Genomic DNA, 15404 nt, shown 5'->3' with positions numbered 1-15404 from the left:
TCGCGCCGGTGAGAGGCAGAGAGCGAGTGAATGCGCGATGATCGTACTCGCGCTTCCCATCTGCCTTGTTCCAGGGGCGACTTGAGCGGCACACCGAACGCTTCCCGGTCAGAGGGTGAGCAGTTCCTCGTGGAAGCCGCCGAACTCCCGCTCCCGGTCGACGAGATGGATCTCCAGGATCCAGTGGCAGGTGCGTCCGGCCTTGTCGGTACGGCGCAGGGCGGTGTCATTGGCGGGGGCGATGTACGACTCCGTGTCGGCACCGTCGATCGTCTCGTGCGGGAACTCGCCGACCAGGTGCCCGGCGTGCCAGCCGCCCAGCTCCCAGCCGGCCTCGGCGGCCAGCCGCTCCACCTCGGCGTACAGCTGCTTCCCCGTGATGTCGGGGCCTGCCTCGAAGAAGCGGCGCCCCGCGGCGAAGATCCTCGGCAGGTCGTCCCGCAGCCGGTGCTTGACCGGGTCGTCGCCGAGGACGAAGGTCCGGCCGAAGTCGGCCTCGTACTCCTCGAAGATCGGCCCGAAGTCGGCGAACACGATGTCGTCCGCGCCGATCACCCGGTCCGGCGGGTTCTCCCGGTACGGCTTGAGCGTGTTCGGCCCCGACCGCACGATCCGCTTGTGCCAGTGCCGGGTCGTGCCGAACAGTTCGTTCGCAAGGTCGCGGACCCGGTCGCTGACCGCCCGCTCCCCCTCGCCCGGCGCGACCAGCCCGCGCTCCTCGATCTCCGCGAAGAGCAGCTCGGCCTTCGCCTGGGCATCCAGCAGTCGCGCCGCGCGCGTGGTCTCGTCGTCCGCCATGGCGCCGAACCTAACCAGCCGGGAATTCCACGGCAACGGGATTCCTCCGCTTACGCTGCACGGGCAGACACGCAGGCCGAGCAGGGCGCGACGCAGATCAGGCAGCCGACGAGCCGACGATTCGGCGGCTCGCCCCCGGTCCGGCGGCTCAGCGGGTCCGGGCGCAGTCCGCGGCCAGCCGCAGGCTCTCCTCGACGGCGTGCGGGATGTCGGTGACCGGGAAGAGCGTGTGCCGTACGGTCCGTCGGGCGTCGACGACGAGGATCAGGCGCTTGTGCCGCAGCCGGCCCGCGCCACGGAAGACCGGCAGCCGCAGCGCCGCGGCCAGCTGCTGGGCGGCGTCGGAGAGGAGCGGGTAGGGGAGCCGCTCGGCTCGGGCGAACTCCTGTTGTTCATAAGGGAGTTGGGTGCTGGTGCCGCGCAGCTGCACGCCCGCGCGGCGGAAGTCGGGCCAGGCGTCCCGGAAGAGCCGGTTCTCCAGGGTGCAGCCCGCGGCACCGGGGATCGGGCCCCATTCGACGCCGGTCCCGGGATAGGTGAACAGCACGGTGGCGGGGGCGTCCGGTGAGACCACGGGAACATCCCCGCCTTCGGGACCGGAACCGGAACCGGGACCGGTCCCCGCCGTCCCCGCCGTCCCCGCCGTCCCGGGCAGTTCGAGGCCGTCCGGCAGGCGGGTGCCGGGCAGGGCGTGGACGCGGGCGTGTTCGGCGCCGTCCGGGTCCGCCGTCGCGGTGAGGGTGCCGTCGCCGAGCACCCACCGGTCGCCCCAGTCCTGCATGGCGACGAGCAGCGGGAGCAGCGCCGTACCGGCGTCGGTGAGCAGGTACTCGTAGCGCACCGGGCGCCGCTGGTACAGGCTGCGCCGCAGGACGCCCTGGGCGACCAGCCCGCCGAGCCGCTCGGTGAGCACCTTCCGGGACAGGCCGATCTCGGCGGCCAGGGCGTCGAACCGGACGTGCCCGCGGGCGACCTCCCGCAGCACCAGCACGTTCCACCAGTCCCCCAGGACCAGCGCGGCCTGGGCGACGCCACACGTCTCGTCGGCGTTGTGCATCCTCATGCACCCATAGTAAGTTCCTTTTCGGGACTCACTTTGTTTCTAGACGGAACTTACCGCCTGCCGGCGAGAGAGCCGCGGGCCCAGCGTGAGGAGTTGCACCGTGACCGCCATCAGCCGCGTCGTCGCCCGGGAGATCATCGACAGCCGGGGCAACCCCACCGTCGAGGTGGACGTGGAACTCAGGGACGGCTCGCTCGGCCGCGCGGCCGTCCCGTCGGGAGCCTCCACCGGCGCCCGGGAGGCCGTGGAGCTCAGGGACGGCGACCCGGCCCGCTTCCACGGCAAGGGAGTGCTGCGCGCGGTCGACGCCGTGAACGAGAGCGTCGCGGACGCCGTCGTCGGTCTCGACGCCGAGGACCAGGCGGTCGTCGACCGCACGATGATCGAGCTGGACGGCACCGACACCAAGTCCCGGCTCGGCGCCAACGCCCTGCTCGGCGTCTCCCTGGCCACCGCCAAGGCCGCGGCCGCCGCCCACCGCCTCCCGCTGTACCGCTACGTCGGCGGGGTCGACGCCCGCCTCCTGCCGGTCCCGATGATGAACATCGTCAACGGCGGCGCCCACGCCGACAACCCGCTCGACTTCCAGGAGTTCATGATCGCGCCGATCGGTGCGGCGACCTTCGCCGAGGCCGTCCGGATGGGCTCGGAGGTCTTCCACACCCTGCGCGGCAACCTGCTCGCCGCCGGCCACAGCGTGAACGTCGGCGACGAGGGCGGCTTCGCCCCCGACCTGCGCACCGCCGAGGAGGCCCTGGACTTCGTCGTACGGGCCATCGAGCAGAGCGGCTACAAGCCCGGCACCGACATCACCCTGGTCATGGACCCGGCCAGCTCGGAGTTCTTCCGCGACGGGGTGTACGACTACACCGGCGAGGGCGTCCGCCGCACCCCCGCCGAGCACGCCGGGTACCTGGCCGCGCTGGTCGACCGCTACCCGGTCGCCTCCGTCGAGGACCCGATGGCGGAGGACGACCACGACGGCTGGCGCGACCTGACCGCCCGGCTCGGCGACCGCTGCCAGCTCACCGGCGACGACGTCTTCTGCACCAACGAGACCCTGCTGCGGGCCGGCATCCGCGACGGCATCGCCAACTCGGTCCTGGTGAAGGTCAACCAGATCGGCACCCTCACCGAGACGCTGGCCACCGTCGCCACCGCCCACCGGGCCGGGTACACCGTCGTCATGTCCCACCGCTCCGGCGAGACCGAGGACACCACCATCGCCGACCTCGCCGTCGCCACCGGCTGCGGCCAGATCAAGACCGGGTCGCTGTCCCGCGCCGACCGCACCGCCAAGTACAACCAGCTCGTCCGGATCGAACAGGACCTGGGTTCCCAGGCCCGCTACGCGGGCGCCGGGGCACTGGGCCTGCGCCGCTGAACCGGCCCGGCGGCCGAACCCGCTAACTTGGGGAGCCGGAGTCGTCACAAACTCCACTGAACCAGCTCTTTTCCCATCCCCATGAGGCGGCCCGTCATGAGCCTGAGCATCCGCAACCAGATCCCCGGCACCGTCACCGCCGTCACCCCGGGCGAGGTGATGGCGACCGTGAAGGTCCGGCTCGACGGCGGCCAGGAGCTGACGGCCGCGATCACCCTGGAGGCGGTCCGGGAGCTGGGGCTCGCCGAGGGTTCGGCCGTACGCGCGATGGTGAAGTCCACCGAGGTCGCGCTCGCCACCGGCCGGGTGCCGGGCGTCTCCATCCGCAACCAGCTGCCCGGCACGGTCAGCGACGTGGCCACCGGCGGGGCGATGGCCACGGTCAAGGTCGCCGTGGCCGGCGGCCAGGCCCTCACCGCGGCGATCACCAAGGACGCGGTCGGCGACCTCGGCCTGACGGCCGGTGCGCCGGTCGTGGCGCTGATCAAGGCGACAGAGGTGTCCCTCGCGACCGTCTGATCGCGAGACGACGCGGCCGCGTGACCACGCCCGGTCCGGGACCGGGCCGGTCAGAACAGCCCGTTGGTGTGCGGGAGTTCGGCCGGGATCGGGGCGATGACGTCCCAGTGCTCGACGATCCTGCCGTCCGCCACCCGGAACAGGTCCCAGTAGGCGACCGGCACTCCGAACTCGCCCTCGGACTGGAGCAGGACCAGGTCGCCCTCGGCGACGACCTGGTGGACCGTCTTGTAGACGAGGTTCTTGCCCTGCTCCGCCCACGTGGCGGCCGCCGCGCCGAAGCCGTCCAGGCCGTCGGCGGCCTCCGGGTTGTGCTGGCGGTAGGTGTCGGTGGAGATGTAGTCGGTCAGGACCGAGTAGTCGGCGCCGACGAGCACCTTATGCGCGAACTCGGCCACCAGCGCGCGGTTGGCCTCCGTCCGGTCCGGGTCCGCCGGCGCGCTCGGGCCGTCCGTCTGGGAGCGGCCCGAGGCGGTGTCCGTGACCACCGGCGTCAGCGCGTCCCAGTGCTCGGCCAGCCGCCCGTCCGCGTCGACCCGGAACAGGTCGAACGCCACCAGCGGCACGGGCCCGAAGCCGTGGTACGTGCCGTGCAGCGCCACCAGGTCACCGTCGGCGATCACCCGGGCGCCCTCGTAGCGGAAGTCCTCCGCAAGGCCCGCCACCAGCGCGCGCAGCGCCTCCGGGCCGTCCGCCGCCAGACTGCTGTGCTGACGGTAGTCAGCGGCCACCCAGCGGTCCACCGCGCCCGGGTCGCGGTCCCCGAACAACTCACCTGCGGCCTTGAGGACGATGTCCTTGCTGCTCATGACCATGTCTCCGATCTGGGAACTCTCACCGACGTGCGTCCGTCGGCACGTCCCCCACTCTCCCGGCGGGCGGGGCCGCACGCGCGGTAGAGTCGGGCATGGCCATGGTCGAAACGGGACAACCTTCGGTGCCGCCGGTGCTCGAACGGGGTTATCGCAACCCCACCCGGCCCGGACTGGGTCTGGAGCTGCTGGCCTTCGCCGACCTGCGCCGCAGGCTGCCGGGCGACGAGTACCGGCGGGTCCACCGGCCCGACTTCCACCACCTCACCCTGGTCCACCGCGGCCACGGCACCGCCATGGTCGACTTCGTCGACCGTCCGTGCCGGCCGGGCACCCTGCTGCACATCCGCCCCGGCCAGGTGCAGCGCCTGCCCACGGCGGCCGACGGCACCCCCGCCGACCTCGACGCCACCCTGGTCCTGTTCACCCCGGACTTCCCGCCCCGGCTCCCGGCGACCGCCCGCGTCACCGACGACCCCGTCGGCCCGGCCGCCTGGCAGCTCGACCCCGCCGACCACGACCGCTTCCGCCACGCGTTCGCCGAACTGGCCCGGGAATACGGCGCGTACACGGCGGGGGACGAGGACTCCGAGATCACCAGGGAGCTGCTGCGCCAGCTCCTCGCCGCGGTACTCCTGCGCACAGCGCGGCTGCCCGGCCCCGGGGGGCCCGCGCCGGTGCCGGCCGCGCAGGAGGCGTACCGCCTCTTCCAGCACGAGCTGGAGCGTTCCTTCACCACCCTGCGCCAGGCCCACGAGTACGCCGACCGGCTCGGCTACTCCCTCAAGACCCTCAACCGCGCGTGCCGGCGCGCCACCGGTCACACCGCCAAGCAGCTCGTCGACGCCCGCGTCGTCCTGGAGGCGAAGCGGCTGCTGGCCCACACCGACCTGCCCGTCGCCGCCGTCAGCCACCGGCTCGGCTTCACCGAACCGACCAACTTCAGCAAGTTCTTCACCCGGGAGGCCGGGGTTACGCCGGGGGTGTTCCGGGCCGACCAACGCTAGGCGCTCCGCTGGGGTGGCCGCGATGTGCGGTCGGTGTCCGCGGCGCCGTCGTTCGGCTGCGGCTCGGTGGGGGCTGGTCGCGCAGTTCCCCGCGCCCCCAGACGGCGGCTGCGCCGCCGAACCCGGACGGCCGGTGCGCCGCCGATCACCCGGTCACTGCTCGCCGTGTTGGCGGCGGATTCTTGCGGCTACCTCGTTCTCCTCCGTCTCCCACCAGGGGCGGACCCGGTCGGCGGCGGGGGCGGGGGCAGAGGTGGCCGGGGCCGGGACCGTCGCGAGCTGTTCGTCCAGGTGGCGGTCGAGGGCCGCCGTCTGGACGCGTTCCGTGCGGGCCCACTGGAACAGGATCGCCAGCAGGAACGGCAGCGCGACCAGTTCGGCGATGCCCAGCATCGCGCCGCCGCCGATCTGCTGGTCGTACCGGACGTCGGGGGCCCAGGACGGGTGGTGGTGCAGGTACCACGCGCCGGCGATCAGCGTGCCGTGCGTCATGACGACGAGTCCCGGGACGGCGTCGATCACGCCGTCCAGGAAGACCAGGGCCGCCCGTACCGGATGGGTGCACCAGGCCGGCAGGGTCTCCTCGCGGGTCAGGACCGGTACGACGAAGAGGCTGCCCGCCAGCAGCAGGTGCAGGTACATCAGCTCGTGCAGCCAGCCCACGCGCAGCGCGGTGGCGAAGTACGGGGTGAAGTAGACCGTCAGCTCGGTGGCGAGCACGAGGGCCGTGCTGACCAGGGGGAAGGTCAGGAGCCGGACCAGGCGGCCGGTCACCGCACGGCGGACCCGCGCCGCGGCGCCCGCCGGCAGCGCCGCCACCGCCAGCCGCAGCGGGTCGCCCAGGGCCAGGCCGAGCGGGGCCACCAGGTCGAGCAGGATGTTCTGCACGGCCGCGGGCCAGAACAGCACATGGTCGTAGACGGCCAGGCCCGACATCGTCGCGACGACCAGCGTGCCCAGGCCCAGCACCGCGAAGACGGCGGCCCGGGCCGACGACCAGGACCCGCCCCCGCCGCGCACCCGCAGCACGCCCCAGCCGTACAGCCCGCCCAGGGCCAGGACCAGCAGCAGCGCCGGCAGGTCCAGCTGCCACGACGTCAGCAGCCGGCCCACGGTCAGCTCGGCCATCCGGCACACCCTCCTTCGATCGGGGACGAAACGGGTCAGGTCAGGTCCACGGCGCGACGGTATACCCGACCTGCCCCGGCCCGGCATCGGGGCTCGGGCAGAATCGGCGGGATCGCCGGACGGTGATCGGTGCAGGTCACAAAAGTGGGGGATCCATGTTCGGAAAGCGGCTCATAATGAGCGGAGCCATCGCGATTCTGATCGGCACGCTCGGTGCGTGTTCCGGGGGCGGGAACGGGAACGGAGTCGACGACGGCATCGGCTACGAACAGGACAGCAGCGGGACGGGGACGGGAGCCGGCGCCACCGGTACCGGCTCCGCCTCCGACGACACCGTCCACGGACTGAAGGACTCCGTCCGGCACGTCGCGGCGAGGACCGTCCGGGCCACCCGGCCCCACCTGGTCAGGAAGTGCTCCACCGCGACGCGCCGGGTCCGGCACACCTCCAGCAGCGGAACCGGCAGTCGGCGCACGACCCGTACCTGGTACACGACCGAGCGGTACCGGTCCTGCGCCAAGGTCCGCAGCGGCACCGAGACGTACCGGAAGACCGTCCGCACCGAGAAGTGGTGCGTGGAGCTGGACGACGTGAACGGCGACAAGCGGCGGGACGACGTCTGGTACGAGGTCGGCCGCTCGGTCTACGGCGACGCCCGGGCCGCGGACGACCGCGCCCGGCTGGAGTTCTCCCCGGTCGCCGAGGGCTGCTGAGCCGTCCGCCGCCGCGTCACAGTTCTGTGCCGGGCCGCGGTGATCCTTGTTCGCTTTCGTTCGACCGTGCTTAAGGTGATCACCGCGGCCTGAGGATCTTGACCACCTTCTCCGCCGCCGCACAGGGGACGCAGAGATCACGGGGGCTTTTCATCATGGGGGAACGATTCGTCATGCCCCGGCGCCTGCGGACGCGGCCCGTCGCCGCGCTGCTGGCCGCCGCCGGGATCGTCGCCGGGGTGCTGGTCGGCAGGCCGGGGCTGGAGTCGGTGGCGGGGTGCGGGACGTCGGGGGACCCGTATCCGTCGCAGACCGCGAAGGACTGGGTGTCGTACGCCGACCACGTCGTCGTCGCCAGTCCGACCGGGGAGCGGGAGACGAACCGGCGGACCTACGCCAAGGGGGCCGTGGCCTACGCGATGGACCGGCTGGTGAGCTTCCGGACGGAGAGCAGGCTCTGGTCGCGCAGCTCGCCCCGGCACGCGCTCGGCGCCGGCTTCGACATGGTGGCCCCCGGCTGGGAGGTCTACCGGTCCTCCGGCACCCGCGTCGCCGAGATGGCGTCCGACGCGCCCCGTCTCCAGGCCGGCCACACCTATCTGCTCGCCCTGCGCTGGCACGAGGGCGGCTGGGTGGTCCTCGGCGAGGGCGGGGCCGTGCCCTTCGACGACCACACCGGCGACCAGGGCGAGTGGTGCGGACGCGTGCTGAGCCAGGAGGACGTCGCCGAGGGCGAGCGGTTCTCCCGGCACGACGACCACAGTCTGGAGAAGGCGCTGCTGGGGCAGGACGAGCAGGCCGTCAAGAGCGCCCTGGACCGCGCCGGCCGCGGCTGAACCCCGCCCGCCGCCCGTTCACATCCGGCCACAGGCCGGCCCGACCTCCCCGCCCCCAGGCCGAGGGCGCGCGATCTGACCGAACTCGCCCTGCCCGCACGCCATGTGAGCGGCGGGGGCGCCTAGTGGAACTGGTCCCGCCTGACCCTCCAGTACACAGCCACCCACATCTCCCCCACCGAAATGGCATGGACAGTTCACCTGTTCTCCATGTTCGACGCGTTGGTGCGCAAGGAACCGGCCATTGACTCTCGGGCGCGGCACCCCGATTCGGAGCCGCGTGGGGAGTATCGCTTCGTATAGGGGGGGCACCGTGGTGTCCGCGCTCAAGGGTTCCGCCGGGGCGGAATCCGAAAGACCCGTGCCCAGGCAGCTGTCGGCCGCCCGGGGGCTCGGGGACCGGATCTTCCGGGTCCAGTTGACGGCCTCCGGCGTCATCGTCCTCGCCATCATGGCTGCCGTAGGGCTGTTCCTGCTGCTCCGGGCCGGACAGGCGCTGCGCACCAGAGGGATCTGGGACTTCCTCACCACTGCCCAATGGCAGCCGGACGTCCACCGCTTCGGCATCGCGGCCGTCCTCACCGGCACCCTGCTCATCGCCGCCGTGGCCGTCACGATCAGCGTGCCGCTGGCCCTCGGGACCGCCCTGTTCATCTCGGACGTCGCGCCCCGCCCGCTGCGCCGCACGCTGGTCTCCATGGTCGACCTGATGGCCGCCGTGCCGTCCGTGGTCTACGGCCTGTGGGGCCTCTTCTTCCTCCAGCAGCATGTGATCGGGCTGTCCCGGTGGCTGTCGGACTGGTTCGGGTGGATCCCGTTCCTGCACGTCGACGGCACCCAGCCGGGCGAGCCGCTCGCCTCCCAGAGCGTCTACACCGCCTCCACCTTCGTGGCCGGCATCGTCGTGGCCCTGATGGTCGCGCCGATCCAGTGCTCGGTGATGCGCGAGGTGTTCGCGCAGGCGCCGGCCGGTGAACGGGAGGGTGCCTACGCGCTCGGCGCCACCCGCTGGGGCATGATCCGCGCGGTCGTGCTGCCGTACGGCATGGGCGGGATCATCGGCGGCACCATGCTGGGCCTGGGCCGGGCGCTCGGCGAGACCATCGCGGTCTACCTGATCATCTCCCCGGTCTTCACCATCCAGCCGCACATCCTGCAGACCGGCTCGAACTCCGTCTCCTCGCTCATCGCCCTGCACTACGGCGATGCCTCCACCTTCGGCATGTCGGCGCTGATGGCCGCGGGCCTGGCGCTGTTCCTGCTCACCCTGGCGGTCAACTTCACCGCCTCCTCGATCGTGGCCCGGTCACGGTCCGGCGCACAGAGCGAGGCGTGACGATGACCGTCGTAGACCTTGAGAAGGGCGCTCCCCAGGACGCCCCGCAGGACGCCCCGCAGGACGCCGCCCCGAGCGCTTCCACGGAGCCCGCCGTCGCCGCGTCGCCCGACGTGCCGCGCCGGATCGGCGGGGTCACCCGCTCCGGTGTGCTGTCGGTGTTCGGCGCCGCCGCCTCCGGACTGTGCGTCGCCGTCCTGCTCTTCGGCGAACTCGCGCCGTTCTCCGGCGCACTGGGGTTCTTCATCACCGCATACCTCTCTTTCCTAGGTATCTACGCGGTGTTGACAGGACTTGAGGAGGACGGGCAGGCCGTACGGGACCGGGTGATGACCGTCGTCCTGTGGACCGCGGGCGGGCTGATGTTCGCCGCGCTCTCCCTGGTCGTCGGCTTCACCGCGTGGCGCGGCCGGGAGGCCCTGCCGCACGCCAACTTCTTCACCCAGGACATGCAGGCGGCGGGCCCGCTCGACCCGCTGACGCACGGCGGCATCGCGCACGCCATGCTCGGCACGCTCATCATGATCGCGATCGCGCTGACGATCACGGTCCCGCTGGGCCTGGCCTGCGCGGTGTACCTCAACCAGATCCCCGGCCGCTTCTCCCGCTTCGTCCGCACGATCGTCGAGGCGATGACCGCGCTGCCGTCGATCGTCGCCGGTCTGATGGTGTACGCCGTCTGGATCCTCAACCTCGGCATGCAGAAGTCGGGCCTGGCGGCGGGCTTCGCGATCAGCGTGATGATGCTGCCGATCGTGATCCGCGCGGCGGACGTCGTGCTGCGCCTGGTCCCCGGCACCCTCACGGAGGCGTCCGAGGCCCTCGGCGCCCCGCGCTGGCGGACGGTCTGGCACGTGGTGCTGCCGACGGCCCGCTCGGGTCTCGCCACCGCCGTCATCCTCGGCACGGCCCGCGGCATCGGCGAGACCTCCCCGGTCCTGCTCACGGCGGGCTTCACGGCGGCGCTCAACGGCGACCCGACGAGCGGCCCGATGGTCTCACTCCCGCTGGCCGTCTTCAACTTCGTCAAGTCCCCCGAGCCCACGATGATCGCGCGCGGCTTCGGCGCGGCGGCGGTCCTGATGGCGCTGGTCCTGGTCCTCTTCGTCATCGCCCGGGTGATCGGCGGCCGCGGCCCCGGCCACCAGAACAAGCGCCAGGCGAGGCGAGCGGTGCGAGCTTCCCGCCGGGACACCACGAGATTCGCCGAGCTCCACACGCCGGGCCTGGAGCTGTTCGAGACCGGCGACCGTCTCGACTCCGGTGAGAGCAACGAACCCAGGGGCGCGGGGCTGCAGCAGTCAGCGGCTCCGCCGCGGAGCGCGACCAGCCCCGACGCACCGGCAGCCGACAACGGCGAGCAGTCCCCCGAAGACAACGCACCCGCAGCCGCCGACGGCGAACAGACACCCCCGAACGACTCACCCGCCGATGGCGGAACCCGTGCGGACGGGAAGAACACAGACCCCGCTACAGGAGACAGTCACTGATGTCCAGCCAAGTCATCAACGCCCTCCGACGGCTGGGCATCCTGGCCGCACTCATAGGCATCCTCGGCACCATCGCCGGCACCCCGGCCGTCGCCGACAGCTACACGCCCATCGCCGGCGCCGGGTCCACGTGGGCCGAGAACGCCGTCGACGAATGGCGTCGCGCAGTCAACCAGTACGGCATGCGCATCAGCTACGCCGGCACCGGTTCCTCCGACGGCCGCCGCCAGTTCCTCTCCGGCACCGTCGACTTCGCCGTCTCCGACATCCCGTTCCAGACGAACCCCACCGACGGCAGCGCGGCCGAGCGCCCGGCCTCCGGGTCGTACGCCTACATGCCGATCGTGGCCGGCGGCACGGTGTTCATGTACCACCTCACCGTCAACGGCAAGCGGGTCAACAACCTCCGCCTCTCCGGCGACGTGGTCACCAAGATCTTCACCGGGGTCATCAAGACCTGGGACGACAAGGCGATCAAGGCCGACAACCCGGGCATCCAGCTGCCGCACCGCACCGTCGTCCCGGTGGTCCGATCGGACGGCTCCGGTTCCACCGCCCAGTTCACGATGTGGATGGCGAACCAGCACAAGTCGCTGTGGAACGCGTACTGCGCGAAGGTCGGCCGGTCCGGTTCCTGTGGTCAGACCTCGTACTACCCCACCGTCTCCGGCATGATCGCCCAGTCCGGTGACCTCGGCGTCGCCGGTTACGTCGCCCAGAACTACGGCGAAGGCGCGATCGGTTACGTCAACTACTCGTACGCCATCAACGCGCGGTATCCCGTCGCGAAGGTGCTGAACCACGCGGGCTACTACACCGAGCCGACCCCGTCGAACGTGGCGGTCTCGCTCCTCAAGGCGAAGATCAACACCAACAAGAACTCGGCGGACTACCTCACCCAGCAGCTCGACGGCGTCTACAACGACGCCGACAAGCGCAACTACCCGCTGTCCAGCTACTCGTACATGATCCTGCCGCTGAAGGTGCAGGGCACCTTCACCAAGGAGAAGGGCAAGACGCTCGGCGCCTTCTCCTACTACTTCATGTGCCAGGGCCAGCAACAGGCGCCAAAACTCGGCTACTCGCCGCTGCCCATCAACCTCGTCCAGGCGGGCTTCGACCAGATCCGCCGGATCCCGGGCGTGCAGGCGCAGAACATCAACATCAAGAACTGCAACAACCCGACCTTCACCACCACCGGCCAGAACCGGCTCGCCCAGACCGCGCCCTACCCCGCGGCCTGCGACAAGAAGGGCGCCGCGCCCTGCACCACGGGCACCGGCGGCACCAAGACCAGCTCCGGCAACAACGGCGGCGGCACCTCCGGCGGCAGCGGCGGCACCGGTAGCGGCGGCGCGACCGGCAGCGGCACCGACAGCGGCGGCTCCTCCGGAGGATCCAGCGCCCAGCCGTCGGTCGACCCCGACACCGGGCAGACCATCTCCCCGGACGGCACCGCTGCGGGCGGCTCCGGCGCCGGCGGGACCACCGCCGGTGGCACCGTCGCCCTCGCCCAGCCGGTCGCAGTGGCCACCGCGCACGGCTGGACCGGAACCCAGACGCTGATGCTGCTGGCCGCGGTCCTGGTCTTCGGCCTGCTCCTGCTGCCCTCGCTGGTCTCCCGGCTGGTGGGCAACAAGGGCAGCGGCAAGGGCAACGGCCCCTCGGACGACGGGAGTACCCGATGAGACGTCGGATCAGAAACGCCCTCGTCCGGCTCCTCGCCGGCGCCACCATCGGCGCCCTTGCCGGTCTCGCCGTGGCGCAGGCGGCTCCGTCCGCCACGGCGGCGAGCAGCGCCGGATCCGCCGTGACAGTGTCCGGGCGCGGTGAGTTCAAGGACATGAAGTTCACGGTCAGCCAGACCACGCACCTGACCAGCCAGGCCATCTCGGTGACCTGGACCGGCGGCACGCCGACCACCTTCGCGGGCTCGCAGTTCAACACCGACTTCGTGCAGATCATGCAGTGCTGGGGCGACGACGACGGCACGGTCCCGTCCAACCCCGGCCCGTCGCGCACCCAGTGCCAGTTCGGCGCCTCCCCCACCACGGACCGCGGCGGCTGGCCGGGCAACGGGACGGACGACACCCGACAGATCTTCTACAGCGCCGACCCCACCAACTACGGCCAGGACGACCGGTACGGCGCCGCCAACCCGAACGCCCCCGGCGAGGTCCCCTTCAAGTCGGTGGACGGCACCACGATCACCAGAAACACCCAGAACAACCCGCTCTTCAACTACAACACGACCAACGAGGTCGACTTCGCCCGCACCAGCGCCGACGGCAAGGGCCAGGAGTACTTCGAGGTCCAGACCGCCAACGAGGCACCCCACCTCGGCTGCGGCACGCCCGTCACCACCGACGGAGTCACCAAGCCCCGCTCCTGCTGGCTGGTGATCGTCCCGCAGGGCCGTCTCGACCTGGACGGCAAACCGTACGCGGACCAGAGCCACGTCAACGCGGGCTCCCCGGTCTCCTCGACCAACTGGAAGAACCGCGTCGCCGTCAAGCTGGACTTCAACAGCGTGGGCACCAACTGCGCCCTCGGCTCCGACGAACGCCCGACCACGGGCAGCGAGCTGGTGGCCGACGCGATGACCAGCTGGCAGGCCACGCTGTGCTCGGAGGGCAAGGTCTACAGCTACACGGAGTACGGCGAGCCCAACACGCGGGCCCGGCTCATCTCGGACGGCTCCACCGGCCTCGCCTTCACCACCCGCAAACTCGGCGTCGACCAGGGGACCACCGCACCATCGGGTACGACGACCTACGCACCCGTCGCGCTGAGCGGGGCCGTCATCGGGTTCACGATCGAACGCAGACCCAAGTCCACGGCGCCGGACAGCGTCCAGAAACTCGCGGGCACCAAGGTCGAGTCGATCAAGCTCAATCCCCGTCTGCTCGCCAAGCTGCTGACCGAGTCGTACCGCAACTCGACCTGGGGTTCGGTGCTCAACAGCGGCGTGGCCAAGGGCTACGGCTGGGCGAAGAACAACCCGGCGGGTCTAGCCTCCGACCCCGAGTTCATCGCGCTGAACCCCGAGTTCGCCAATCTCTCGGTCGCCGAGACGCCGGCCACCGACACCGACCTGATGACCTCGCTGGGCCACACCGACACTGCCCGCGCGCTCTGGCAGTGGATCGTCGCCAACAAGGACGCCCGGCAGTTCCTCGCCGGTGTCCCCGACGACGACGGGATGCGGGTCAACCCGTACTACAGCACCAACGCGGACCTGAACCCCTCAGGCGCCGCCTTCGACCCGTCGAACACCGACGAGTACCCGAAGAACGACCCCTGGTGCACGGTCCCGCCCAACTCGGGCGCGCCCGACGACAAGAAGCAGTGCATGACCGACTTCCACCCCTACGTGGACGACATGCACGCCGGCGCCCTGCACACCCGGCGCGCGGACACGCTCTGGAAGTCCAGCTGGGACCCGCTGGCCAGCCCGCCGGCGTACAAGAGCGTCGGTCCGCAGACGGTCGGCTCGCGCTTCGTGATCACGGTGACCGACGCGGCCTCCGCCGCCCGCTACGGGCTGCAGACCGCCGAACTGGAGAACAGCGCGGGCAAGTTCGTCGCCCCGACCGCGGCGAGCCTGGCCGCGGCCGCCGCGACCGCCACCGGCTCCGGAGTCGCCGAGATCACCCCGGCGAACGCCACGGCGAAGGACGCCTACCCGCTGGCCCAGCTGGTCTACGCGGCGGTACGCCCCGGCAAGGTGACCAAGGCGGCCCGCCAGGACTACGCGGCCCTGCTGCGCTACGCGGCGGCCGCCGGTCAGACCTCCGGATCCGACCCGGGCAAGCTGCCCGTCGGCTACGCCCCGCTCTCCGAGAAGCTGCGCGCACAGGCCGTCAAGGCGGCCGACGCACTGGTCCACTACACGGGCCCGAGCCCCGCCGACGACGGTTCGGCCGACGGCGGCGGCACGGACACCTCCGGCGGTGGCGCGCCCGGCACCGGAGGTGACACCGGAGGCACGGGCGCCGTCGGCGGCACGGGGACCGGGAGCGGTGACGCCAGCGCCTCGCCGAGTGCGTCGGCGTCGTTCGACGGCGGCAAGGCGCTGGAGACGACCGCGGCCGGCAACACGCCGGCCGACCCGGCCAATCCGCTGCGTTACGCCGTTCCGGCGGGGGCCGCGCTCGGGGCGGTCGCCGGAGTGGGCGCGCCCTTTGCCGGTGGCCGGCAGCTGTCGATTGCTTCCGTGACGGCGGCAGTACGCCGGCTGCGGGTGCGTCGGGGCTGGTCGCGCCCACGCGGCGGAGCCGCAAATGGATAAGGCCCCGCGCCCCTAAGGGGCGCCTTC

The 15404-nt window shown here is 71.7% G+C and carries 13 protein-coding genes; 9 read left to right on the top strand and 4 right to left on the bottom strand.

Going from position 1 to position 15404, the window contains the following annotated elements; genetic code table 11:
- Positions 1-108: 108 nt before the first annotated feature.
- Together ABZ887_RS03610 and ABZ887_RS03605 are read right to left on the bottom strand one after the other, a co-directional pair.
- Positions 109-798 carry a M24 family metallopeptidase gene (locus ABZ887_RS03610; protein ID WP_361282530.1) on the bottom strand — a complete coding sequence of 230 codons (690 nt, stop codon included), beginning with the start codon at positions 796-798 and terminating at the stop codon, positions 109-111.
- Between the two features lie 148 nt (positions 799-946).
- Positions 947-1861, bottom strand: coding sequence for a winged helix-turn-helix transcriptional regulator (locus ABZ887_RS03605; protein ID WP_361282528.1), 915 nt, complete (start codon positions 1859-1861; stop codon positions 947-949).
- Positions 1862-1961: 100 nt separating this feature from the next.
- Between ABZ887_RS03605 and eno the strand changes: the two genes are divergently transcribed.
- Complete coding sequence (gene eno, locus ABZ887_RS03600) at positions 1962-3245, top strand: phosphopyruvate hydratase (protein WP_361282526.1); 1284 nt, start codon at positions 1962-1964, stop codon at positions 3243-3245.
- A 96-nt stretch (positions 3246-3341) separates the two neighbouring features.
- Entirely contained in the window at positions 3342-3764 is a 423-nt protein-coding gene (locus ABZ887_RS03595; RefSeq protein WP_361282524.1) for a TOBE domain-containing protein, read from the top strand.
- A 50-nt stretch (positions 3765-3814) separates the two neighbouring features.
- On the opposite strand, the gene ABZ887_RS03590 is transcribed toward ABZ887_RS03595, so the two are convergent.
- Positions 3815-4573 carry a nuclear transport factor 2 family protein gene (locus tag ABZ887_RS03590; RefSeq protein ID WP_361282522.1) on the bottom strand — a complete coding sequence of 253 codons (759 nt, stop codon included), beginning with the start codon at positions 4571-4573 and terminating at the stop codon, positions 3815-3817.
- A gap of 98 nt (positions 4574-4671) precedes the next feature.
- Between ABZ887_RS03590 and ABZ887_RS03585 the strand changes: the two genes are divergently transcribed.
- Entirely contained in the window at positions 4672-5583 is a 912-nt protein-coding gene (locus ABZ887_RS03585; RefSeq protein ID WP_361282520.1) for a helix-turn-helix transcriptional regulator, read from the top strand.
- A 153-nt stretch (positions 5584-5736) separates the two neighbouring features.
- On the opposite strand, the gene ABZ887_RS03580 is transcribed toward ABZ887_RS03585, so the two are convergent.
- Positions 5737-6711, bottom strand: coding sequence for a cytochrome c oxidase assembly protein (locus ABZ887_RS03580; RefSeq protein ID WP_361282518.1), 975 nt, complete (start codon positions 6709-6711; stop codon positions 5737-5739).
- A gap of 176 nt (positions 6712-6887) precedes the next feature.
- Between ABZ887_RS03580 and ABZ887_RS03575 the strand changes: the two genes are divergently transcribed.
- The 6 genes from ABZ887_RS03575 to ABZ887_RS03550 all read left to right on the top strand — a co-directional run bounded on the left by ABZ887_RS03575 (position 6888) and on the right by ABZ887_RS03550 (position 15377).
- The gene (locus tag ABZ887_RS03575; RefSeq protein ID WP_361282516.1) at positions 6888-7424 is read left to right on the top strand and encodes a hypothetical protein; all 537 of its coding nucleotides are present in this window, start codon (positions 6888-6890) and stop codon (positions 7422-7424) included.
- Positions 7425-7597: 173 nt separating this feature from the next.
- Positions 7598-8260 (top strand): hypothetical protein, encoded by a 663-nt coding sequence (locus tag ABZ887_RS03570; protein WP_361282514.1) that lies wholly within the window; start codon positions 7598-7600, stop codon positions 8258-8260.
- Between the two features lie 361 nt (positions 8261-8621).
- Positions 8622-9596 (top strand): phosphate ABC transporter permease subunit PstC, encoded by a 975-nt coding sequence (pstC, locus tag ABZ887_RS03565; protein ID WP_361282512.1) that lies wholly within the window; start codon positions 8622-8624, stop codon positions 9594-9596.
- A 2-nt stretch (positions 9597-9598) separates the two neighbouring features.
- Positions 9599-11086: a phosphate ABC transporter permease PstA gene (gene pstA / locus ABZ887_RS03560; protein WP_361282510.1), complete on the top strand. Its 1488-nt coding sequence runs from the start codon at positions 9599-9601 to the stop codon at positions 11084-11086.
- On the top strand, positions 11086-12774 hold the full coding sequence (locus ABZ887_RS03555; protein ID WP_361282508.1) for a substrate-binding domain-containing protein: 1689 nt from the start codon (positions 11086-11088) through the stop codon (positions 12772-12774). Before pstA ends, ABZ887_RS03555 begins: the two co-directional genes overlap by 1 nt.
- Positions 12771-15377, top strand: a complete 2607-nt coding sequence (locus ABZ887_RS03550; RefSeq protein ID WP_361282506.1) for a hypothetical protein — start codon at positions 12771-12773, stop codon at positions 15375-15377. Before ABZ887_RS03555 ends, ABZ887_RS03550 begins: the two co-directional genes overlap by 4 nt.
- The last annotated feature ends 27 nt before the right edge of the window (positions 15378-15404 follow it).

It is taken from the genome of Streptomyces sp. NPDC047061, from assembly GCF_040643955.1.
In the GTDB taxonomy this organism is placed as follows: Bacteria; Actinomycetota; Actinomycetes; order Streptomycetales; family Streptomycetaceae; genus Streptomyces.
Note: the sequence above shows the minus strand (reverse complement) of the source record. Positions and strands in the feature narration are given on the sequence as shown.